Source organism: Perspicuibacillus lycopersici (genome assembly GCF_025660475.1).
Classification (GTDB): Bacteria; Bacillota; Bacilli; order Bacillales; family Caldibacillaceae; genus Perspicuibacillus; species Perspicuibacillus lycopersici.
On sequence record NZ_JAOUSF010000004.1, the window covers coordinates 291,114 to 313,332 of the forward strand.

Here is a 22,219-nt window from a genome sequence, read left to right on the forward strand (position 1 = left end):
GATACTTTTGAAAATTGATTGGAGTGAAGGGGCACTCCTGCGGGAATTGTCCGTGACTCGAGAACCCGCAGGAACACAGTGGTGAGGAGAATTGGCTAAATATTGAAAGATTAAGAAGCCAGATTTAGCTTCTCTTCTTAGAGTTGGAAAAATATAAATCAAAACTTAATATTGAGTGAGAGCCTTGATAGTTTCGTACATATCAGGAGACTCGAGCCTGGCAAGCGGAAACGTCCCTGAAAACGGACATCCATTTTATTCTTATCATAAAAGAGGCTGGGACATAACAATGGATGTTTAAATGTAAGACGAACAATCATTCGGATAGCGGAGGAAATATACGTAGACTCCTGCGGGAAAAGCATAAGCCGAAGACCCCGCACGAAGCGTAGCGGAGGAGGAGGATAAGGCCATGCCAGCGGAAAGCGAAGTATATTTCCGGAGTGAATTTACCTACTTAACTTTGTTCGGATTCTCTTACATAAAAATACTTTTGTCCCAGCCTTCAGAAGTTTACACCTTTTTGTTTTTTGCCTGTTTTAATCGATTAATCATATAAAGAAACTGGGATCCGTATGTTTCAATGCTAAACTCCTGTTTCACATGATGGAGTGCTGCATAACGGATTTGTTCTCTTAACGTCTTATTTTCCATTAATTCCTTGCCTTCATTGAATGCTTCGGTAATATTTCCAATCGTATAATATTTACCAGTCTGATTATGAATGATTGAATTGCTAACACCATCTGATCGAGTCGAGAGTACTGGGCAAAGACAGCTCATCGCTTCAACAATAGCATAGCCAAAGCCTTCCGTAATAGAGGTTGAGCATAATAGCCCCCCTGAGTCACCGATCATTGAATAAAAGGTTGCCATCCTTTCATGGGGAATATTGGAATGGATGATTAAATTCCTTGTTAAGTTTAATGTTTGGATGGTTTGCTGAAACTTCTGCCTTTCGTCTGGTGAGGATAGTGTAGGATCCTCGAATATCATCAATTGAATATTGGGGTTATATTTCTCGATCAGCTGGTGACCAATGTGCAGAAATTCCGACCAATTTTTATTATTTTCAATTCTGCCAATCCAAGCAATGATAGGTTGGCCAATTTGTGATTGGGATGGCAGATAGGAAAAATGCTCTATATCGAAGCAATTATTCATAACAAAGGTCTGTGGTAAATTTGGCAAAGCTTGAAGAATCGCTAAAATATGTGGTGTTTTCGATACTAAAATCGCGTCCGCAAATTTAGAAATAAGGTAGGAGGCTTTTTTAAGTTCTCTTTGTGCTGTTTTCTCTGTTCCAAGTCCTTGAATTTCATATATTAGCAAACCTGTATATCCTATTTTTCTAAATCGAGAAAGTCCAATATAATCAGAGGTTAAAACAATGGCAGTATAGTTGCCATTTTGGATGATTTTCGCAATCTCCTCGTTATTATCAGTAACAAATGTCCGTCCTTCATGTATATTTATTAATTCACGCTTTTTTTGATAGTAAAGAAAATCACAATGAATTCCATATTTCTTTAAAGCAATCGATCTTTGCCGATTGAGAGTTTCCACACCTCCGCTTGGAAGATAGTAAACAAATAAAATATTCATGTAGTTTCCTCCTGAATCCTTTGGCCAATGATGGAATGGTTGTAATCGTTAATTAAAAGTCAATTGTAAACTTATGGAAGTACCAGTCATCCGTATGGACTCTCCTCTTGAAATAATTTCTCCTTTGATCTAATCCACCATTTTTTACTACTTTTCGTTCAATTTCCCTCGCCTTTGTGTGAAGCATTAGTTTTTTGCATTTCTGGATTCTTTCAATTGTAAAGTGAGAATAGGCCATTCTTAGTAAGTTATAAAAAAAGTCTTCATATCGAACCTCATATGGGAGCTGCTTTTTGAAAAAATGGAGAATCTTTACCGTTGGAAGTACATGGCAGCGATAGCCAAACAGCCATAATTTTATCGAAAATTCGACATCTTCATGCCCCCAAGTGGGAAAACCTTTGTCAAAACCACCTACTTCCGCAAAAATCCTTTGGCTAATTGCCAAACAGGCACCGGGTAAGATTGCAGTTTCACTTAAACCATCCGGCTTAGCATTCCATTTAATTCGTAGATTCGGCAAAAGTGTTTGACCAAACCCGATGAAATCGTCATTATTAAATGAACCGATAGCAGGTGAAACGGCATCTGTCTGCTGTAAATGTAGCGGCTCTAAAAGTCGATCAATCCACCAATCCTCAAACTGGAGATGAGCATCACAAAATATTAAATAGTCACTATCTGCATGACTAGCCCCAAGATTTCTGGCGTTTGCAGCACCGATTCCTTCCGTCACGATAAGGTTGATAGATTCTTTTTTCTCATAGCTATTCAAAAAATCACAGCATCCGTCGTTAGACCCGTCATTAACGATAATAATTTTGAATGTAGTGTTCGTTTTTTTGGAAAAAAGGGAATCCAAAGTATTTTTTAATTGTATTCCCTCATTTTTCACAGGGAATATAATAGAGACGTCCATGATTCATCCCCCTTCACAGCAATATTTTGAATGTAATCTCTAGCAATCTGTAAAAGAGCTACAATTAATAGATGGAAAGCAAACGGAATAACAACTATTTTCTTAAATGTCTAAAGGGGTCCACAGCGGTTGGCTGAGTAAGGAATTGGTTATTTCGTAAAAAGTTCCCTTCTGCAAAGGAAGTAAGGTTAGTAGATGTCATTACATTAGCTATGTTTCTTCTAACAGTGGTTGGCTTAGCTATAGATTGCTGCCAACCAGGATTCCGATTTTGGAGATTATTAGTAGGAAGATTTTGGTTCGATTGCTGCTCCTTTTGATTAGTGAACGCTACTGGGGTTTTTTGTTTAATGGAATCATAGGAAAATTGAAAAGTTTTAATCGGATTTTCCAGACTTTTATGTGGATGATGCATGATTTTTGAAGGGTTGCTTCTATTCTCTGGCTGTTTATCCATATTTTTTTTACTTGTAGGCATTACTTTATCTCTGTGATATATGAACTTGCTGTTTGCTTTTGTACTGGCATTATTTAAATTCACTGATTGGTGGTGAACGGATGAAGTATTGCCATTTTCTTCATTTGTTCCTTTTTTGGATACTTGAAAATTTCCTCTTTCATTTCCTTCATATTTTTTTAATTTATTTCTTAGCTTCTCGTTTTCCTCCTTTAATTCGGAAATAGTCTCCTCCAGTCTTGTGATGACATCTGTTTTTTCTCGTAAGTTTGTTTTTAATTCTGTACGTAAATCCTGGATTTGTGCGAGATAATGATTTTTCGTAGAGGTTTGTTCATTTTCTTGTTTTTGTATAGTCCTTTGTAGTCTTTCTGTTTCTTTCGTTAAGTTATTTATCGTTTGCTTGAGGTGTTTAATATGGCTATTGTTGTATTCCTGCTCATACTTTTCTGCTTTTCGTTTGTGTTTTTCGACCTCTGCTTTTAAATGGATAATCATTTGTTCCATCTGTACCGGGGTAAGTTTTGTTTTCTTCTCATATTTCATCGCTAATCTGCTCCAATGTATTAAGATTTGCACTGCCCATCACCTAATCACACCATTCGATTAAGGTAATAGAATAATAATAAAAATAAATAACAAATCCGTATCTTTTTTCTTGTATGAAAAAGGAAGTTTTCATCTTAAAATATGCGATTGTTTTTCAAATGGTGACAAGGACATAGTGAAATGCTAATGAATAGGGGGTTTTAACATTTGGGAATGGAGAATCATATAATGGTCATCGTATGTCACATATATTCGCACCAATCGATGAGAGGTGAAGAGAAATGGAAGTTTTTCTAGGCAATACGAATTGTTATTCCATCCCGGATGAAACGGTGCCAGCGTTTTATTATTGCTGCCGTGCATGGGGATTTCAGGTGGATATGGATGTAACCGCAGGAAGGATAACATTACTTCCTGGATTATCGAATAAACGTATCCTGTTATTGCGGGATCAACATTTACAAAGCTCGTTACGAATGGAACGATATGAGGAGCAAATGCTTCAATTTATCCAAAATAGCTTAAAGAGCAGTGGCGTACAATATAGCCAATCAGAGCAGGAAAAGGTGGAGGCGTTAGATCTTAGCCTGTCCATATTTATTAGTCAGCTACCATATTTACAAGATACAACATTGGAAATCTACTGTTCGCCAGCAGAATTTGCAGCAGAATGGATAAATGAGATCAAGTCCGAGTGCGAGAAACATACTATTAAACTAGTGATTCATGAAATAGATGAGAAAGAAACCTATCAAAAAGTAGCGTGTCATATTTTGTATCCAATGGAAATGGAGGCATCCTTTTGGGAAAAGGTAGGAAAAAGCTTGGCTGCTATTCTATCATTAGGATTACTTCACAAGCTTCAAGGGGATAACAGACAATCTCTCCTTTCTATTTTCCCTCTGGAGCACTGGCTAAAAGCTTTCACCACAACCATGGCTAATAAGGAGATTGCATTAATAGAAGAAACTGCTCAAGAGATAATGGATACTCAAGTACAAAGGAATCAACCAGCTCAGAAAAATATACTTGCACGCGCAGAGTCATTCTTTGATTATCATCTCTTCCTAATGAAAAATAAAACACCGAAAATATTTGGTGGCTTATCACTCAAAAATACTGGGAACGTTCTATTACGAAACCCTATTATTTGTTTTCGTATATCGCCACCAGGTAGTGTTAGCTTTAATGGTCAAATTTTACCTCCAAATGCAATCCAAACACAAGGCATTCAAACGTCGGATGGTCCTAAAGGATGGCGCTATATGTATGACCATTGGCAGGAGGATGCACAAGAAAAAGGAGAAATATGGATATGTCCAATAAACGAGCTAACAATTGCCCCAGATGAAAATATTAGCCTATCCAACATCCAAATGAAGGTGAATGACATGGAACATGTCAATTCTATTAAAATAGAAGCCTATACTTTCTTCTCTGAACATAAGCTAGAAATCGTTTCTAATAATAAAATCTCGTTATTATTAAATTAAACAAGTAGCCGATGAACAGCGATAGGATCATCGGCTACTTAAGCTTGTTATAAAAGGCAATGATTTATGCTGAGTAGCTATTTTTAGTCAATTTGTTTAATAACTAAAGGACTGACTTGCTTGCTCACAATTTTATATGCCCTAACGTCCGGTTTTCGATTTTTTAAGGAAACAATTATATAGCTCAATTCCGGGTAATTGTGATATTTAATATCTCCAGGAGATGGAATTGCCGGCGCAGTAGGGTGTGAGTGATAAATCGCCAGTAATTGCTCCTGCTTTGCTTCAATTAAATGGAATACTTTCTCTATATCATGTACTGACATCGAAAAAGAAACCTCACTGTAATCCATATTTTTCATTGGCCAAATAGAACAAATAGTACCATTTTTTCCAGATAATATTCCACATGCTTCAAGTGGGAGTTCCATTTTACAATGATTGACTATTGATTGATACGTATGACTTGTCATCACCAGTTGTGCTTGTTTTAATTTGAATTTATCTGCTTTTACCGCAGCAGCCTTTTCCTTTTCCACTGGATGATTGAACTTGGATCCTTGCTGGTTTAGCCTTGGGAATTTTCACTGTATTATTTTTCGGTAGGCCTAATTTTTGTCTAACCTTCTTAGTTAATTTGCTATTGCTCAAATGACCCATCTCCTTAAAATCTATTAAAAGGTATTTAATAAACTGTCTTTGATTGGCTGAACATTCGTTATAAAATTTAATAATAGGAATTTGGAATATAAGAACATGCTGTTTCTTAAAATTATCGTGCATTCCGATTGTCTGGATGCGGAATGCACGATGCTGTATTTATCAATTAAAAACCAGGAGAAGAAATCCCTTTTCCTGGTGTTACAAAAATGAATGATTGGGAATACAATATTATAAACTGCTGCAAGGTGCTACTTCTACTTCTAGACCAACATTTGTGACATCTGTAAGAGCAATTGTCACGATAGCAGTTGCGCTTGTAATAGTGATAGTTGCACTGTCTCCAACTGGGTCGACATCAGTCATTGTTAGTGTAAATGTTGCATTTTCTGATACACCGCCAGAAGGTGAGAATATTCCAGTACCTGTTACTGTTAACCCGTTTGTACCTACAGGTGTTGGTTGATTAAAATCAGTTGCAGTAAATGTAAAGCTTTGATCTAGTTCATCCTCAGGTGTAGCCATTGGAGTTGGTGTTGCTCCAGGTGTTTCGAGGAAGTTAATTTGAATTCTGCTATTCGCAAGATTACAATCATCAGCGATTAATGCAGTAAAATCAATTTCACCAGTTGGTGTAGTTGTAAATACCTGTCTAGCAGCTATGCCACCTGTTGCAGCAGCACCTTCAATGTAGCTGAGTGTAACTGGTCCTGTATATTCTGCCGCACCTTGAACAACGGTCGAAGGAGCTGGGAAGAATGTAGGACATTGTGGTGGAAATTCTGGGAATGGGCACGCAACCTCTTGTTCAGGAATTGGAATAATTTGACGAGGTCCGCAGAATCTAGCTTCTACTTCTAATGCCACTTCTGCTTCGACACGAATGGATGGACAAATAACAACATCCAATACGACTACATTCCCTAACATTTGATTATACACAGCGTTGCATTGTACTTGATAAATTTGGCAGTTAATCTCTGTGCCTTCAGGGAAGCAAAGAATAACATCATCTACATAACCGACAGGTGTTACAAAACTACATAATGGAGCACCGTTGCATAAGAATTGTACGTTTATTTGTACTTGAAATGCTAATGTAACAATTTGTGCACCTGGAACGCCGATATCCGTAGGAACTGCTCCTACTAAATCACAGCTTCTTCCTGCCACTACTTCTGAACAAGTAACAGATATAGTATTGCCTTCTTCCAGGCATTCTGTAATTTGGTCTAAGCATTCTTCAGGAATAGTTACATTAGATCTTTCACGATTTGTTAGTGTAACCCAATCGTAGATTTTAGTAACTCTTATACATTCAGGGCCAATAGGGTTGGGGTCAACTTGCTGTCCCTGGATTGCTTTAATCCTTTTCTGCATATACATCTTTCCTTTCATAAGAATAGATATCTAATTCCATAACATCATATGAGGTATATACATCAAAGGCTACAATAATATAAAAAATAGGCAAATTTAGGTAATTGACTATCAATAGATATATTCAAAAAGACGAGTTAAGTTACTACTCAAAATATGCAGCCATTCATAAGTGACCTGATTCAAATGTAAACTTTCGCATTTCTCACCTTTCAAAAATCTGTATTTTTATTCAGAGAAATGGAAAGGAATCTAATCTGGAAAATAGTAAACATGGGAAGATGTCCGCAAGATTCATCTTTACTGAATAGAAATGTGGATGATGCCAATTTTGATAATAAGAAAAATCTGTGGATATCATTTTCAAAAACTATCAATTAGCCTAAGCGATAACAAGGAGCATATCATCATATAAGCAAGTAATCGAATCATAATGAATTGGAGAAAAGCCTCTAATTGGAAAAGAAGCATTACAGTAAAAAATGCTAGCATATTGCAAAGCAGGCTATTTGGCAATAGAAAAAAACATCGGTATGATTATAATGGTATTAGCATAGAAACTATTGCCTATCGTTTGAAGTGATAAACTCGCTGAGTAAAGCGTCGTAATGAAAACGAAAAGAGGAGTAAAGATGAACATTGGTAGAAACGACCCATGTCCATGCGGCAGTGGGAAAAAATACAAAAAATGCTGTATGAATAAAGATGTAACATTTGATCAGACGCAGCCTAATAACGGGAAAACGGAAAGCTGGAGCTTGGAGAAGGTAGCACAACTAACAAGTGAAGAGATTTTTACAAAGCTTAATGAGCTAGGGCTGACAATGGACGAGCAATCTTTTGTAAAAGCAATCATATCAAAAAAATCCGCGAAGGAATTATTTGATGAATGGGTAAAATCGTATCAGTTGAACGAAAGTACTATTTCAGCTGAATTTGCCTTTTACGTTATTCGTGTGCTAGCAAAACGACTAGCACCTGACCATATTTTGGCAGAGATGCTTCACTCCATGATGCAAGATGGGTATCAATTATATGAAAACAAAGAGGAGGAAGCGGCATGTGAGCTTTGGTGGGAACTTTGGAACAAAACATTTGCATGGCTGACTCCTAGACAGGTTTCCTCTATCGAACAATTGGATGCCTTGACAGCTCCATTTATGGCACAAAGTTATTTTAATTGGGTGCAAGATTTTGAAATGGCATTATCTAGTTTAGGGCAAAAGGATCCTCGTTATTTAGAAATGGTATTTCAATTCACGACCGAATTTCGTAAACATTTTCCGGAATCAAACCCATCAGTGTTAATGAATATGGGAACTGCTGGAGCGGAAGCCTTATTTCAGCTAAATCAAGTAAAAGCTGGAGATACACTTTTTGAAGCATTATCAAAGGAGAAATATAAAGACGAAGAGATGACATGGATATACGTTCGTTGGGGTGATGCCTATACCGAGTGGATGAATCCGAAAACAGCAGACCATCAGCGGGCACAAGCACTATACGAAAAAGCTTTAACATTTGTCAAAGATGCCAGCGACAAGCAATCAATAGTAGAACGTATTGAGGATCTAAAGACAGGCGCTTAACGCTTAAGTATTCATTTGTATAACATAGAAAATATCAAAAAAATAATTTTTACGACAGGAGAACATTCCATGCGCGAATATTTCTCCTGTTTTTTTTTTACATTGGCTAATTCTAAAGGATTGTTGTTATATTATGAGATAAGTTTATTAAATGAAGCGCTATGCAAACGGAATACACAGATACTTCCATTCGTACGAATCGATGCTCGGTGTGTATCCTTCTGCAGTCTTCAGACAAATGGCAACAATCTATACGAAAGCATTCCATTACTTTTAAAAAAATTTTCCCTCTGACATTCTCTTTTCTATGGGAGATACTTTATTATAGAGGGTAGAGAAAAAGTTAACTATCAATTGATACAAGGATGAGGCATATGGACATTATTCAGAAAAAGCTGGAAGGATATGGTGTAGAGTCAGATCTAGCAGTAACACTTTCTGTTATCGGGATGATTATTTTTATTATGCTCGTTTGCGTAATTGCAAACTTTATCACGAAAAAAATTGTGATTCGGCTGATCACGCATTACGTCAACCGTACGAAAGTAACATGGGATAATTATTTACTGAACCGTAAAGTATTTCATAAGCTCTCCCATATTGTACCAGCAATCATTATTTATCATTATGCACCAACGTTCCCACAGTATCAGAATATCATTGAAAAGGGTGCGGCAATCTACATCATTATTGTTGCACTACTTGTGTTCAACAGCTTTTTAAACGCAATTGACGATATTTACCGAACGTATGAAATTTCCAAGATCCGGCCGATTAAAGGATACATACAGGTGGTAAAAATTATTTTAATTATCATCGGTGGAATCATAATCATTGCAAGTCTAATGGGACGGAGCCCATTCATTCTCTTAAGTGGAATCGGAGCATTATCCGCTGTATTTATGCTTGTATTTAAAGATTCCCTGTTAGGTTTAGTAGCGGGAATTCAATTGTCCTCCAATGACATGGTTCGAGTAGGCGATTGGATTGAAATGCCGAAATATGGGGCAGATGGAGATATAATCGATATTTCCTTAAACACCGTAAAGGTCCAAAATTGGGATAAAACCATTGTCACAATTCCAAGCTATGCACTTATTTCCGACTCCTTTAAAAATTGGCGAGGCATGCAAAGTGCTGGTGGTAGAAGAATTAAACGATCTTTATTCATCGATATGACGAGTATTTCATTTTGTTCTGATGCGATGATTGAAAAATATAAACATATTCATTATCTCACCGATTATATTACCGTGAAGGAAAAGGAAATTGCTGAACATAATGAGAATATTAATAAACAAAATCGGGTCAACGGAAGGGCTATGACTAATATCGGTGTTTTTCGAGCATATATTCAGCACTACCTGCAAAATCACCCAGGTATTCATAAAGAGATGACATTGCTTGTTAGACAGCTAGAGCCTGGGGCTAATGGTTTGCCACTCGAAATATATGCGTTTACGAATAATACGCAATGGGACGTGTATGAATCCATTCAATCGGATATTTTTGACCATCTATTTGCTGTAGCTTCGGAATTTGGCTTGCGAATTTTCCAAAATCCAACTGGTCATGATTTACGGCTGCTGAGAGATGGAGAGGAAACTGTAAAAGAAAGCGAAGGTAGTAATTAAGGCTGCTTACTAGCGCTTGATGAATTATAAGAATAAGTGTTAGAAAATACTCCATTATTACTTGAGCAGTGACAGTAATTAGAGAATTTAACAGGCAAATCAAATAATAGTTGCCGTGAAAAACCACTCTACCCTTGTTCCATTTCGTACAAGGGTAGAGAAACGTAGCAAAAATATTCATTTCAAATCAATTATACGTTAAGATCATTTTTTTCCATCCAACGAAAATTTTGTTCCGACAATAATTCTGTATTTTCGAATGATGGGTCTGCTTTTTTAGCAAACCGTTTTTTCCGAAATCTATGCAATACCCCAATTCTGCTTTGCTGAACGTCTGTTATTCCTTTAATTATTAACTGCATCGCGAAGATTGCGAGAATAAATGCAACAAGTACTAATAAATACCAATACTGACCAGTTCTCATTGACATTCTACCTATTGCCCCTATTAAGCCAGACCATTCATATGTTACCGAAACAGGCGCAGAATCAAAACCTATGATTAGCTTTGTCCCACCAAAATAGAGATCAAATATTCCCAGATGAATAAATATCAATAATACTTGAATAAATTGCTGTCCAAATAATATGGACATTTTCGGACTTATTTGTGGCAATATGTATCGGGAAAAGAGATAAAACTTACTACATCCAACCGTTTTAGCAGATAAAATATATTCTTGCGCTGTAACATTCTTAATATCCTTTCCAATTAACACAGTAGTTAATGGCAGAACAAATAAAGTTAAAATGAGAATCTCAATTAAAATTCGCTCAGTTAAGGAAAACGAAAATTCATGTCCATGTGATACTAAAATCGGTGCCAAAAGGACATAAGCAATAACACTTAAAGGCACAAAATGCAAGGAATCTACTAATTTTTCAAACCATCGTTGCCATCTTTGATTGAAATAAAATGCGAAAAGCATACCGAAAATCAATCCACCTACTACCCGTAAACATGCGATAGCTAATCCAAAAAATAATGTATACTTAGCTCCCACCACTATTTGATCGAAAATGCTATTCCCGTAGCGATCCGATCCAAATAAAAATGGTTCTGTTGGAGCATGAGGTGGTGTAGAAAGTAATGTTATACCATCTTCCTCGTAAAGGAGCATCACTTGATCTACTTGGCTATCAGTAGCTAAAGAATAAATAAAGCTGTAGCCTATCGTTAAAATAAAGAATAAACTACCGATAATGATTTTTATGTTTTTTAAATATGGTATTAGCGATCGGAAACCATTTCGAAGCCCCCGTAGGAAGCCATTGTTTTTGATTCGTAGCTTTTTCATTGTGAAAAGGATATCATCCTTCCATATTTTTAGCCTCTTGGAAAGGGAAATTTTATTCCGTCGTTCGATTTTATCCATTGAATTTTCTGTTGTATCCTCCAACCAGTAATCCAAAATTTGGAAAATAACATAAAACGGTGTGAAGATAAGAAGTAGTGATGTGAAAATCGTTATTGGAGTGAAGCTTTCTAGCAAATAATTGTATATACCATGGATATTAAAAATATATTCAATTATATATTGGCTAGATAAAGTTCCCCAAATAATGACTTTCATCCTTTGCGATAATCCAGGCATAATATTCCGGAAAATATGCTGTAATAAAATTTTCAAAGTCCCGATTCCTTTCCCTTTTAAGAAAAGGACGTAATTTTTGATAGATTCTTCTTCAATTAAAAGGAGCAAGATTTTTAGAAACGAAATTGCTGGTAAAATTGCCAATGTTACGATAGGTGCAAAATATACGGGTTCCTTAAATCCAGCCACTCGAAACAAATCCACTCCCGTTTTTTGAAAAATAAAAACAGAAAGTGCCTGAAGTAGTGTTGCAATTAATAAATCTGGAATGGATTCAAGGAAATCAAGTATTGATTTAATAATTGGGGCACGCCGATTAAAATACTTAAATAAAATAGCTAAAAGAAATGCGATAATAAATCCGAAAAAAATAGCCCCAAAAAGAATTTTCATCGAATAGATGAAAGGCTCGAAAAGGACCGAAAAGATCGGAAATCCCTTAGTTGAAGCATAGGAGGTATATACCCATGAATCCGGATTTGCAAGGGAGGCGATAAAAGAAAAAAGCTGAACAAAATAATTCGCTCCATTAGTAATTTGTATGGAGGTTATGTATTCGGGAAACACGCTAATACATAGGATCCCGATTACACCAAAAAAGTAGAAAAGGATGCTTTTAATAAATTTCATTTCTTCCTCCTATTTTTTTAGTAAATAGATTGTATTTTTTATTATATCAGAAAACAATGTATATTAATATATAAGTAGGAATGGATACCGAAGATAAATGAACAGGAATCGTGTTTGTTCATAATGGTAATATTTTTTCACTTATTCTATTATTAAATTAGACAGTTACTTGAGTTATTTAAACAGTTTTTTGTAAGCGCTTAAACTGACTGAGTGATTCTTAACTGTTATAAAAATTTTTAGGAGGTAATGATATGAATAAAGTGGTCTTAATTACTGGTGCAGCAACAGGTCTTGGTAGAGCGACAGCATTAAAGCTAGCTGCGCAAGGATATCGTTTAAGTTTAGTAGATTACAATGAAAAGGATGGCCAAGCAACCGCAGAAGAAGCAAAAATGCTTGGGGCAGAAGTGATTTTTGTTAAAGCAAATGTAGCGAGTGAGGCTGATGTGAAACATTATGTTGCACAAACGGTGGCATCCTTTGGGACAATTGATTATTTCCATAATAATGCCGGGATAATGCTTCCTTTCCGATTGCTACATGAATATTCAAGTGAGGAATATGATCGGTTAATGAATATCAACCTTAAAGGAGCATTTCTCGGAATCAAATATGTAATTCCTGTAATGATAGAAAATGGAGGTGGCGTGATCATCAACACTGTTTCATCGAACTCCTTTAAACCAACGGCCTTCAATGGAATTTATGCTGCCTCCAAGCATGCATTAGCAGGCTTAACGAAATCAATCGGCCAGGACTATCAAGATTTGAATATTTTTGCGGTTGGTGTTGCACCGAATACAATGCAAACGAATATTTCGGCACAGGCGATTTCAACCTATACAGAGGAAATCGGAGCGAAAATAGCAGCGACAACTGCTCCCAATATTCCAGCAACCGCGGAAGAGATTGCGGACGTTGTTATTTTTGCAATGAATGGAGCAAAAACATTAAATGGCTCAATTGTAAATTGTGCTGGCGGACAAATATATATTTAACTTTTTATGAGGGATATACAGGTAATGGTGGAGGATCTGGTCGTTGTGGCCAGGTCTTTTTCTGTACAGGAGCTTTCTCGGAAACTGTACGAAGCAGGATTATTATTGATCAGTGCTCATTCACACAAGCATCGAATAGCTTTTGGTTCAATGGTTAGTACAGAATTTTGTTTATCTGGTGTATCGAGAGGAATTCGTGACTATTTTGAAGCACAGAATCCTATTGATGCAGCTCATCAAAAGGAAAACGAGCAGATTTTTAGCTAAGAATCCTATTGAGACAACTCATCAAAAGGAAATGTAGCAGATTTGAATAGCAGAATCCTATTGATACAACCAATCAAAAGGAAAACGAGCAGATTTTTAGCTAAGAATCCTATTGATACAGTTAATCAAAAGGAAATCGGTTTGATTTGAAGCTAAGAATCCTATTGAGACAACTCATCAAAAGGAAAACGAGCAGATTTTTATCTAAGAATCCTATTGAGACAGTTAATCAAAAGGAAATCGGGTCGATTTTTAGCTAAAAATCCTATTGATGCAACCAATCAAAAGGAAATTGGGTCGATTTGAAGCTAAGAATCCTATTGAGACAACTCATCAAAAGGAAAACGAGCAGATTTTTAGCTAAGAATCCTATTGAGACAACTCATCAAAAGGAAATGTAGCAGATTTGAATAGCAGAATCCAATTGATACAACCAATCAAAAGGAAAACGAGCAGATTTTTAGCTAAGAATCCTATTGATGCAGCTCATCAAAAGGAAAACGAGCAGATTTTTAGCTAAGAATCCTATTGAGACAACTCATCAAAAGGAAATATAGCAGATTTGAAGAGTAAAATCCTATTGAGAAAACTCATCAAAAGGAAAACGAGCAGATTTTTAGCTAATAATCCTATTGATGCAGCTCATCAAAAGGAAAACGAGCAGATTTTTAGCTAAGAATCCTATTGAGACAACTCATCAAAAGGAAATATAGCAGATTTGAAGAGTAAAATCCTATTGAGAAAACTCATCAAAAGGAAAACGAGCAGATTTTTAGTTAAGAATCCTATTGATGCAGCTCATCAAAAGGAAATGTAGCAAATTTGAATAGCAGAATCCTATTGATACAGCTCATCAAAAGGAAATGTAGCAGATTTGAAGAGTAGAATCCTATTGAGAAAACTCATCAAAAGGAAAACGATCCGATTTGAAGCACAAAATCCTAATGAGACAACCAATCAAAGGAAATTTACGCCTTTTAAAGGGATTATGTAGTAGCTGATTTTAAAAACCCACTCTTCAAGAAAATGACCACCAAATAGATTTAAAAAAGTAGCTAAAAAAATCCCAGTCTCCTATAGGTACTGGGATCATCAAATAATTCAATCTATTATTCTGTCAATGCGCTTGCAGGACCAAAGAATTCGAAATGAATGTTTCCTGCTGGAACTCCCCATTCTATTAAAGAACGATACATCATTTTCATGAATGGAACAGGTCCACAGAAATAGAAGTCTGCTTGGTTCGTTGCGACAATTTTTTGTAGCCAATCAAGCTCGATAAAGCCTTCCTTGTCAAAATTCATAGCTGCACGATCCGTGTCCGTTGGATTTGAATAGGCAACAAAGTTTTTAACATTAGCATGCGTAGCTACTATTCTAGCAACCTCGTTCTTCAAAGCGTGGACTTGTGAGTTTAATGCACCGTGAACAAACAATACTTCGCGATCTGGTTGTTGTTCTAAAAGTGTGTGGAGCATACTTACCATCGGTGTTAAACCTACGCCACCACTAATGAGCACAGCAGGTGCTGTTTTCGCTTCTAGCACAAAATCACCAGCAGGAGCACTAACTAAAACTACATCGCCTTCTGATACTTCTTGATGTAAATATGTAGAAACGACACCATGATCTTCACGTTTTACGCTAATACGATAATAATCTTTTCCTGGTGCATCAGATAAACTATAGTGGCGAATATGTGTATACTCATCCGTCTCTGGTTTTACTTTAACTGTTAGATACTGACCAGCCTGATAGGAAGCAATTGCGTTGCCGTCTTCTGGTTTTAAGTAAAAGGAAGTAATCACATCACTTTCTTTTACTTTCCGGTCGACAATAAATTTTCTAAAGCCTTCCCAACCACCTGGTTGCTCCTTCGCCTCCCGATACATTTCTTTTTCAATGCCGATAAATGCGTCTGCAATGACACCATATGCCTCTGCCCAAGCATTAATGATATCATCTGTTGCAGCATCCCCTAATACATCTTTAATTGCCTTCAATAAATTTTCACCAACAATCGGGTAATGCTCTGGTAAAATTCCTAATGCACGATGTTTTTGGCCAATTTGTTTTACTACTGGAATGATAGCCTCTAAATTGTCAATATGCGCAGCTGCAGCATAAACAGCGTTTGCTAATGCTGTTTGTTGACGTCCTTGTCTTTGATTTGCGTGATTAAATATATTCAATAATTCTGGGTGATTTTGGAACATCATTTGATAGAAGTGTGTAGTAATATCTTTTCCGTGTTTTTCAAGTACTGGTACTGTGCTTTTAATGATCTCAATTGTTTTAGTATTTAGCATGTTAAATGAACTCCTCTTATAAACATATATTTAAAATACATGTTTATAATATAACGATAGTGTTAATAAAAGATACCTTTTAAATACATCTTTTGAAAAGTTGTCACAATTAACGGGGGTGAGCTTCCATGGTATAATAAAAAAAAAAGGCTTAATAAGGGGTCACAACAAATGAGGTTAACGAATTATACAGATTATTCTTTGCGAGTACTTATGTATTTAGCAATTAAAAAGGATGGGGAATTAAGTACGATTTTAGAAATTGCCGAATCCTATAATATATCAAAAAACCATTTAATGAAAATCATTCATCAACTCGGACAGCTCGGGTATATTGAAACAATCCGTGGAAGGAATGGTGGGATAAAACTAGCGAAACACCCGAAAGATATTAATATTGGAGAAGTAGTTTCGAAAACAGAAGAGGACTTTCACATTGTCAATTGCTTTAAAGAAGGTGGGAATTACTGCGCGATTTCTCCTGCCTGCAAGCTAAAGCATGCGCTCAATGAAGCATTACAAGCATTCCTTAATGTTTTATATGGATATACATTAGAAGAACTAGTTACAAATAAAAATGAATTAAATTTATTGTTTCGTTTAAGTCAGAATTAATATTAATAATTTGAAAGTATATTACACCGTAAAAATTAGTATGAACACTAATGATTACGGTGTATTTTTTTGCACGCAACACCGTTCCTAAAAGGTTTATACGATGAAATTTCCACATTTCTGTCGAATTTACAATTCATTTACATTCCGTTTATATGAAGTTAATAATTTACCTCTAATATAAACGTGTAAGCAAAATTAAACTCTTTAGGGGGACAAAACAGATGAAGAAAATAAAGAAATTATCTCTTGCAATTCTCGTTTCAATTTTTGCTTTAGTACTAGCAGCATGTGGAAGCGGAGCGGAAGACACAAATAATAATAGTAGTAGTTCCAATGGTAATGAAGGTAATCAAGGGGAAGAAAAAACAGAAGAGCTTTCTGGTTCCATTGTAATTTCTGGTTCTTCTGCAATGCAACCGTTAGTAGCAGCTGCTGCTGAACAATTTATGGCAGAGAATCCTAAAGTAGATATTCAAGTAAATGCTGGTGGATCTGGTACTGGATTGAGCCAAGTAGCAGAAGGTTCAGTTGATATTGGTAACTCAGACGTGTTCGCTGAAGAAAAAGAAGGTATTCCAGCAGATAAATTAGTAGACTTCAAAGTTGCTGTTGTCGGTATGACAGCTGCGGTTAACCCTAATGTAGGAATTAAAGACATTTCAAAAGCTGATTTAATTAAAGTATTTACTGGTGAAATTAAAAACTGGAAAGAGCTAGGTGGCGCTGACCAAGAAATTGTTTTAGTAAATCGTCCAGATTCCTCAGGTACTCGTGCAACATTTGTAAAATATGGATTAGATGGTGCAGAAACAGCAGAAGGAATTACAGAAGATTCTTCTAACACAGTTAAAAAGATCATTTCTGAAACTGAAGGTGCAATTGGTTATCTAGCATTTTCTTACTTTACAGATGACGCAGTGACTCCATTATCTATTGATGGTGTAGAAGCAACTGATGAAAATGTTCAAACTGGTAAATTCCCTATCTGGGCATACCAACACTCTTACACAAATGGTGAACCAGAAGGATTAGTAAAAACTTTCTTAGATTACTTGTTTAGTGATGATGTTCAAAAAACAATTTTACCTGACCAAGGCTATCTTCCTGTAACAGATATGAAAGTTGAACGTGATGCTACAGGTGCATTATCAGATATTAAGTAAGCTGAATAAAGTTTGAAATTAATTTCCTTTGGATAAATGTCTTCTTAAGAATTTTTTAAGAAGGCTTTATCCTGTTTATTGGATGAACGGGGTGAATAAAAAGAAATGAGAAATACTACAGAATTAAGCAGTCATCGTCTATTGAAATCGAATAAAAATCGGAAAGATAGTGAATTAAAAGGAAATATTATTGTTAAATCAAGTGCAATTATTATTATTACACTAACTATTGCGTTGACGGTGTTTTTATCGATAAAAGGGTTACAATCCTTTATTAAAAACGGAATTAATCCATGGGATTTTATAACTGGTACGAATTGGAATCCAACATCGGAAACACCATCGTTTGGATCATTTAATTTTATATTCGGTTCTTTTGCAGTTACAATGCTTTCTGCTTTAATTGCAGCACCTCTTGGAATTGGAGGAGCTATTTTCATGACGCAAATTGCTCCAAAATGGGGAAATAAGCTGCTTCGACCTGTAATAGAGCTTTTAGTAGGCATACCATCCGTCGTTTATGGTTTTATCGGTTTATCTGTATTAGTTCCATTTATTCGTAATCATGTCGGAGGATTAGGGTTTAGTCTCCTTTCTGGAACCATTGTATTGGCTATAATGATTTTACCTACTGTAACGTCGATTTCAACAGATGCACTAAATGCATTACCGAAAAATTTAAGAGAAGGTGCTTATGCACTAGGTGCTACAAGATGGCAGACGATTAAAAAAGTATTAATTCCTGCTGCATTACCTTCTTTACTTACAGCTATCGTTTTAGGTATGGCAAGGGCATTTGGAGAGGCGTTAGCGGTGCAAATGGTAATCGGAAATGTTAGTGATTTTCCTAATTCAATCACGGATACGGCTGCTACATTGACGACGATCATCACATTAAATATTGGACATACAACCTATGGAAGTATTGAAAATAATACACTATGGTCACTTGGTCTAATTTTGCTAGTGATGTCCTTTATCTTTATTCTCATCATTCGATTCTTGTCATCTAGGAGGAAAATCTAATGAATCGTAAAATAGCAGACCGTATAGCAACCATTACTTTTGTTGGATTATCAATGATTATCGTCGCCATTCTTTTATATTTATTTGCTTATATTATTATGAATGGCTTTTCCAAAATTTCTTGGGACTTTTTAACCTCACCATCTAGTAATATTCTTGCAGGTAGTGGAATTCGTGATCAATTGTTTAATTCCTTTTATATTTTAATCCTAACTTTAATTATTTCCGTACCATTAGGCGTTTTAGGCGGAATATATATGGCGCAATACGCGAAACCAGGAAAGCTGACGAACTTTATCCGTTCTTGTATTGAAATGCTATCTTCTTTACCATCGATTGTAATTGGGATGTTTGGATTGTTAGTGTTTGTTAATACAACTGGCTGGGGATATACAATTTTCGGTGGGGCACTAACGATTGCCATTTTTAACATCCCTGTTATGGTGCGTACTTGTGAGGATGCTATCCGATCGGTGCCAAGAGAATTAAAAGAAGCGAGCTTAGCTTTAGGTATTACGCAATGGCATACGGTGAAAACAGTATTACTACCGAGTGCTTTTCCAGGTATTTTAACAGGTGTTATTTTGTCTGCTGGTCGGATTTTTGGGGAAGCAGCTGCATTGTTATATACCGCTGGATTATCTACACCAAGACTAGATTATACCAATTGGAATCCATTTGCTGATAACTCTCCGTTAAATATCTTTAGACCAGCAGAAACGCTAGCCGTTCATATTTGGAGTATTAATACGCAAGGCTTGATTCCAGATGTAACAGAAAAGGCAGCAGGTGCTTCGGCTGTATTAGTAATTAGTGTGCTCATTTTTAATCTATTGGCAAGATGGATTGGAAGCATGTATTACAAGAAAATGACAGCTACGAAATAAATGAATTAGGATGTGAAGTAAATGACGATTACAATAACCGATACAAATCAAAGCGTGTCTAATCCTACGGAGGATCAGCGTGTAGTAGATAAAGAGTATATTTTACATGTAGAAAATTTAAATATTTATTATGGTGAAAATTGGGCGGTTCATAATGTGCAAATGGAAATAGAAAAAAATGCAGTAACTGCACTTATTGGCCCATCTGGATGTGGAAAATCTACTTTCCTACGGAGCATTAACCGGATGAATGATATTATTCCTAACGCTCGCGCGGAAGGGGAAATATTATATGATGGAATCAATATTTTACGAGATGATATTGATGTTGTTGCGCTAAGAAAGGAAATCGGTATGGTTTTCCAAAAACCAAATCCATTTCCAAAATCCATTTATGAAAATTTAACACATGCCTTAAAATTTGCTGGAATTCGCAACAAGGGGAAATTAGACCAAATCGTGGAGGAAAGTCTACGGAAGGCTGCATTATGGGACGAAGTGAAGGATCGCCTGCATCAATCCGCACTAGCATTATCGGGCGGACAACAGCAGCGATTATGTATTGCAAGGACAATCGCATTAAAACCAAGTGTTCTCTTATTGGATGAGCCAAGCTCTGCTCTAGATCCGATATCAAACGCAAAGATTGAGGAGCTTATTTTACAGCTTAAAAAAGATTACTCCATTATTATCGTGACACATAATATGCATCAAGCATCAAGGGTGTCCGATAAAACGGCATTTTTCCTAAATGGAGATTTAGTGGAATATGATAGGACTTCGAAAATCTTTACGAAACCGTCCGAGAAGAAAACAGAGCAATATATTTCTGGGCAATTCGGATAAGGAGGACAATAATGGAAACGAACGTATTAACAAAAAGTGAATTAATATTCTCTGTGAATGATTTAAATCTATGGTACGGCGAAACCTATGCATTGAAAAATATTAATATGGAAATAGAAAAAAATAAAGTTACCGCAATTATCGGCCCATCTGGATGTGGAAAATCTACGTTTGTAAAAACATTGAATCTCATGGTTAATACGACACCAAATGTAAAAATATCTGGTGAAATTATGTTTCGTGGAGAAAATTTAATTACAAAAAAACGTGATTTAGTGGATTTGCGAAAAAACATTGGAATGGTATTCCAAAAGGGTAATCCTTTTCCACAATCGATATTCGACAATGTTGCCTTTGGTCCAAAAATCCATGGTTTACGTAATAAGCAGGAAATCGAGCAATTAGTGGAAAAAAGCTTGAAGGATGTTGCCCTATGGGATGAAGTAAAGGATCGCTTAAAGGATCCAGCACTTGGATTATCTGGTGGTCAGCAACAAAGGCTATGTATTGCACGGGCACTTGCGACAAAACCAGATGTATTGTTAATGGATGAACCAACCTCTGCACTTGACCCGATTTCAACTGCAAAAATTGAGGATTTAATCATCCAATTAAAGGAAAAGTATACGGTTGTAATTGTTACCCACAATATGCAGCAGGCAGCACGTATTTCCGACAAGACTGCATTCTTCTTAAATGGAGAAGTCATTGAGTTTGATCATACAGATAACATTTTCTCCACACCAAATGATAAACGTACGGAAGATTATATTTCTGGGCGATTTGGATAATTCCAAAGCATCGAGCACGATAATACTTTTCTAATGATGGATAAGGGGGATTTTAGAGGGATGGCATTGAGAGGACGCTTTGAGGAAGAAATAAAGGTATTACTAAGCAAACTTACAGACTTATGTAATTTTGCCGATAAAGCATTAAATAGGTCAATCACTGCATTAGAGCAGTATGATGTAGACGCAGCATTAGAAATAATGGATGATGATGCAAAAGCGGATTTATTATATGAAGAAATCAATGACCAAGCAATTATTCTCATTGCAAAACAGCAGCCTGTTGCAACGGATTTGCGAAAAATTATTATGACAATAAAAATAGCTACCGATATTGAACGGATTGCCGATTTTGCAGAGAATATTGCAAAGTCCACCATTCGTTTAGGAAAAAAACCAGATGGTATGATGGATGCTTTTATAAAAATAAAAAAAATGCAAGAAATATCAAGTGAAATGCTAATGGATAGTTTAAAGGCATTTATAGATGAAGACATTCATTTAGCGAAGCAAGTGGCTGATAAAGATGATGAAGTCGACCATCTGTATAGTCAAACGATCCAGGAACTATTCCAGCTCAATCAACAAGGAGCAGGAAATATTTCAGAAATCATTCAGCTTCTCTTTACATGTCGTTCACTCGAAAGAACCGCTGACCATATTACCAATATCGCGGAAGATGTTTTTTATTTAGTGAAAGGAAAACATTATGATTTAAATGAATAACCAATTTGATTGTTATGATTAATTCATCAAGATTGATTCGGTTAGTGTATAAATGGAAATAAAAATGCAAAAAT

18 protein-coding genes and 1 pseudogene are annotated in these 22,219 nt (G+C 36.0%); 12 read left to right on the forward strand and 7 right to left on the reverse strand.

The annotated features are described in order from the left end of the window. Window positions 1-513 precede the first annotated feature (513 nt). The 3 genes from OEV98_RS13525 to OEV98_RS13535 form a co-directional block, all read right to left on the reverse strand. Window positions 514-1,605 carry a glycosyltransferase family 4 protein gene (locus tag OEV98_RS13525; protein WP_263073856.1) on the reverse strand — a complete coding sequence of 364 codons (1,092 nt, stop codon included), beginning with the start codon at window positions 1,603-1,605 and terminating at the stop codon, window positions 514-516. Window positions 1,606-1,657: 52 nt separating this feature from the next. Next, complete coding sequence (locus OEV98_RS13530; protein ID WP_263073857.1) at window positions 1,658-2,524, reverse strand: glycosyltransferase family 2 protein; 867 nt, start codon at window positions 2,522-2,524, stop codon at window positions 1,658-1,660. Window positions 2,525-2,618: 94 nt separating this feature from the next. After that, window positions 2,619-3,527 carry a hypothetical protein gene (locus OEV98_RS13535; RefSeq protein ID WP_263073858.1) on the reverse strand — a complete coding sequence of 303 codons (909 nt, stop codon included), beginning with the start codon at window positions 3,525-3,527 and terminating at the stop codon, window positions 2,619-2,621. A gap of 284 nt (window positions 3,528-3,811) precedes the next feature. Here OEV98_RS13535 and OEV98_RS13540 point away from each other — a divergent pair, with 284 nt between their 5' ends. Beyond that, window positions 3,812-5,023, forward strand: coding sequence for a hypothetical protein (locus OEV98_RS13540; protein WP_263073859.1), 1,212 nt, complete (start codon window positions 3,812-3,814; stop codon window positions 5,021-5,023). A gap of 83 nt (window positions 5,024-5,106) precedes the next feature. On the opposite strand, the gene OEV98_RS13545 is transcribed toward OEV98_RS13540, so the two are convergent. Both OEV98_RS13545 and OEV98_RS13550 read right to left on the reverse strand, forming a co-directional pair. Further along, window positions 5,107-5,562: a M67 family metallopeptidase gene (locus tag OEV98_RS13545; protein WP_263073860.1), complete on the reverse strand. Its 456-nt coding sequence runs from the start codon at window positions 5,560-5,562 to the stop codon at window positions 5,107-5,109. Between the two features lie 352 nt (window positions 5,563-5,914). Further along, window positions 5,915-7,063 carry a BMQ_0737 family morphogenetic spore coat protein gene (locus tag OEV98_RS13550; RefSeq protein ID WP_263073861.1) on the reverse strand — a complete coding sequence of 383 codons (1,149 nt, stop codon included), beginning with the start codon at window positions 7,061-7,063 and terminating at the stop codon, window positions 5,915-5,917. Between the two features lie 632 nt (window positions 7,064-7,695). Between OEV98_RS13550 and OEV98_RS17845 the strand changes: the two are divergent. Further along, a pseudogene (locus OEV98_RS17845) lies at window positions 7,696-7,767 on the forward strand (SEC-C metal-binding domain-containing protein); the annotation flags it as partial. 1,259 nt (window positions 7,768-9,026) lie between these two features. Continuing rightward, on the forward strand, window positions 9,027-10,286 hold the full coding sequence (locus OEV98_RS13560) for a mechanosensitive ion channel family protein (RefSeq protein ID WP_263073863.1): 1,260 nt from the start codon (window positions 9,027-9,029) through the stop codon (window positions 10,284-10,286). A gap of 191 nt (window positions 10,287-10,477) precedes the next feature. Here OEV98_RS13560 and OEV98_RS13565 read toward each other — a convergent pair whose 3' ends face one another. After that, on the reverse strand, window positions 10,478-12,511 hold the full coding sequence (locus OEV98_RS13565; RefSeq protein ID WP_263073864.1) for an ABC transporter permease subunit: 2,034 nt from the start codon (window positions 12,509-12,511) through the stop codon (window positions 10,478-10,480). A 254-nt stretch (window positions 12,512-12,765) separates the two neighbouring features. Between OEV98_RS13565 and OEV98_RS13570 the strand changes: the two genes are divergently transcribed. Then, complete coding sequence (locus tag OEV98_RS13570; RefSeq protein ID WP_263073865.1) at window positions 12,766-13,512, forward strand: SDR family NAD(P)-dependent oxidoreductase; 747 nt, start codon at window positions 12,766-12,768, stop codon at window positions 13,510-13,512. Between the two features lie 45 nt (window positions 13,513-13,557). Further along, complete coding sequence (locus OEV98_RS13575; protein WP_263073866.1) at window positions 13,558-13,779, forward strand: hypothetical protein; 222 nt, start codon at window positions 13,558-13,560, stop codon at window positions 13,777-13,779. Window positions 13,780-14,888: 1,109 nt separating this feature from the next. Here OEV98_RS13575 and hmpA read toward each other — a convergent pair. Next, window positions 14,889-16,118: an NO-inducible flavohemoprotein gene (hmpA, locus tag OEV98_RS13580; protein ID WP_263073978.1), complete on the reverse strand. Its 1,230-nt coding sequence runs from the start codon at window positions 16,116-16,118 to the stop codon at window positions 14,889-14,891. A 141-nt stretch (window positions 16,119-16,259) separates the two neighbouring features. Here hmpA and OEV98_RS13585 point away from each other — a divergent pair, with 141 nt between their 5' ends. From OEV98_RS13585 to phoU, 7 genes are all read left to right on the forward strand, one after another. Further along, the gene (locus tag OEV98_RS13585) at window positions 16,260-16,703 is read left to right on the forward strand and encodes an Rrf2 family transcriptional regulator (RefSeq protein ID WP_263073867.1); all 444 of its coding nucleotides are present in this window, start codon (window positions 16,260-16,262) and stop codon (window positions 16,701-16,703) included. Window positions 16,704-16,927: 224 nt separating this feature from the next. Further along, window positions 16,928-17,869, forward strand: coding sequence for a phosphate ABC transporter substrate-binding protein (locus OEV98_RS13590; protein ID WP_263073868.1), 942 nt, complete (start codon window positions 16,928-16,930; stop codon window positions 17,867-17,869). Between the two features lie 105 nt (window positions 17,870-17,974). Continuing rightward, a complete protein-coding gene (gene pstC / locus OEV98_RS13595; RefSeq protein WP_263073869.1) occupies window positions 17,975-18,895 on the forward strand; it encodes a phosphate ABC transporter permease subunit PstC in 921 nt (306 codons plus the stop codon). Beyond that, complete coding sequence (gene pstA / locus OEV98_RS13600; RefSeq protein ID WP_263073870.1) at window positions 18,895-19,782, forward strand: phosphate ABC transporter permease PstA; 888 nt, start codon at window positions 18,895-18,897, stop codon at window positions 19,780-19,782. Before pstC ends, pstA begins: the two co-directional genes overlap by 1 nt. Window positions 19,783-19,803: 21 nt before the next feature. Beyond that, complete coding sequence (pstB, locus tag OEV98_RS13605; protein ID WP_263073871.1) at window positions 19,804-20,628, forward strand: phosphate ABC transporter ATP-binding protein PstB; 825 nt, start codon at window positions 19,804-19,806, stop codon at window positions 20,626-20,628. 11 nt (window positions 20,629-20,639) lie between these two features. Beyond that, window positions 20,640-21,419, forward strand: coding sequence for a phosphate ABC transporter ATP-binding protein PstB (pstB, locus tag OEV98_RS13610; RefSeq protein WP_263073872.1), 780 nt, complete (start codon window positions 20,640-20,642; stop codon window positions 21,417-21,419). A gap of 60 nt (window positions 21,420-21,479) precedes the next feature. Further along, window positions 21,480-22,145, forward strand: coding sequence for a phosphate signaling complex protein PhoU (phoU, locus tag OEV98_RS13615; RefSeq protein ID WP_263073873.1), 666 nt, complete (start codon window positions 21,480-21,482; stop codon window positions 22,143-22,145). Window positions 22,146-22,219: the final 74 nt, after the last annotated feature.

What these genes read in the sequence shown, in the direction of transcription:
- OEV98_RS13590 (WP_263073868.1), top strand. Translation starts at nt 16,928, where the DNA reads ATGAAGAAAATAAAGAAATTATCTCTTGCAATTCTCGTTTCAATTTTT.
- OEV98_RS13535 (WP_263073858.1), bottom strand. Translation starts at nt 3,527, where the DNA reads ATGAAATATGAGAAGAAAACAAAACTTACCCCGGTACAGATGGAACAA.
- OEV98_RS13565 (WP_263073864.1), bottom strand. Translation starts at nt 12,511, where the DNA reads ATGAAATTTATTAAAAGCATCCTTTTCTACTTTTTTGGTGTAATCGGG.
- OEV98_RS13560 (WP_263073863.1), top strand. Translation starts at nt 9,027, where the DNA reads ATGGACATTATTCAGAAAAAGCTGGAAGGATATGGTGTAGAGTCAGAT.
- OEV98_RS13550 (WP_263073861.1), bottom strand. Translation starts at nt 7,063, where the DNA reads ATGCAGAAAAGGATTAAAGCAATCCAGGGACAGCAAGTTGACCCCAAC.
- pstA (WP_263073870.1), top strand. Translation starts at nt 18,895, where the DNA reads ATGAATCGTAAAATAGCAGACCGTATAGCAACCATTACTTTTGTTGGA.
- phoU (WP_263073873.1), top strand. Translation starts at nt 21,480, where the DNA reads ATGGCATTGAGAGGACGCTTTGAGGAAGAAATAAAGGTATTACTAAGC.
- pstB (WP_263073872.1), top strand. Translation starts at nt 20,640, where the DNA reads ATGGAAACGAACGTATTAACAAAAAGTGAATTAATATTCTCTGTGAAT.
- pstC (WP_263073869.1), top strand. Translation starts at nt 17,975, where the DNA reads ATGAGAAATACTACAGAATTAAGCAGTCATCGTCTATTGAAATCGAAT.
- OEV98_RS13525 (WP_263073856.1), bottom strand. Translation starts at nt 1,605, where the DNA reads ATGAATATTTTATTTGTTTACTATCTTCCAAGCGGAGGTGTGGAAACT.
- OEV98_RS13530 (WP_263073857.1), bottom strand. Translation starts at nt 2,524, where the DNA reads ATGGACGTCTCTATTATATTCCCTGTGAAAAATGAGGGAATACAATTA.
- OEV98_RS13570 (WP_263073865.1), top strand. Translation starts at nt 12,766, where the DNA reads ATGAATAAAGTGGTCTTAATTACTGGTGCAGCAACAGGTCTTGGTAGA.
- OEV98_RS13540 (WP_263073859.1), top strand. Translation starts at nt 3,812, where the DNA reads ATGGAAGTTTTTCTAGGCAATACGAATTGTTATTCCATCCCGGATGAA.
- pstB (WP_263073871.1), top strand. Translation starts at nt 19,804, where the DNA reads ATGACGATTACAATAACCGATACAAATCAAAGCGTGTCTAATCCTACG.
- OEV98_RS13585 (WP_263073867.1), top strand. Translation starts at nt 16,260, where the DNA reads ATGAGGTTAACGAATTATACAGATTATTCTTTGCGAGTACTTATGTAT.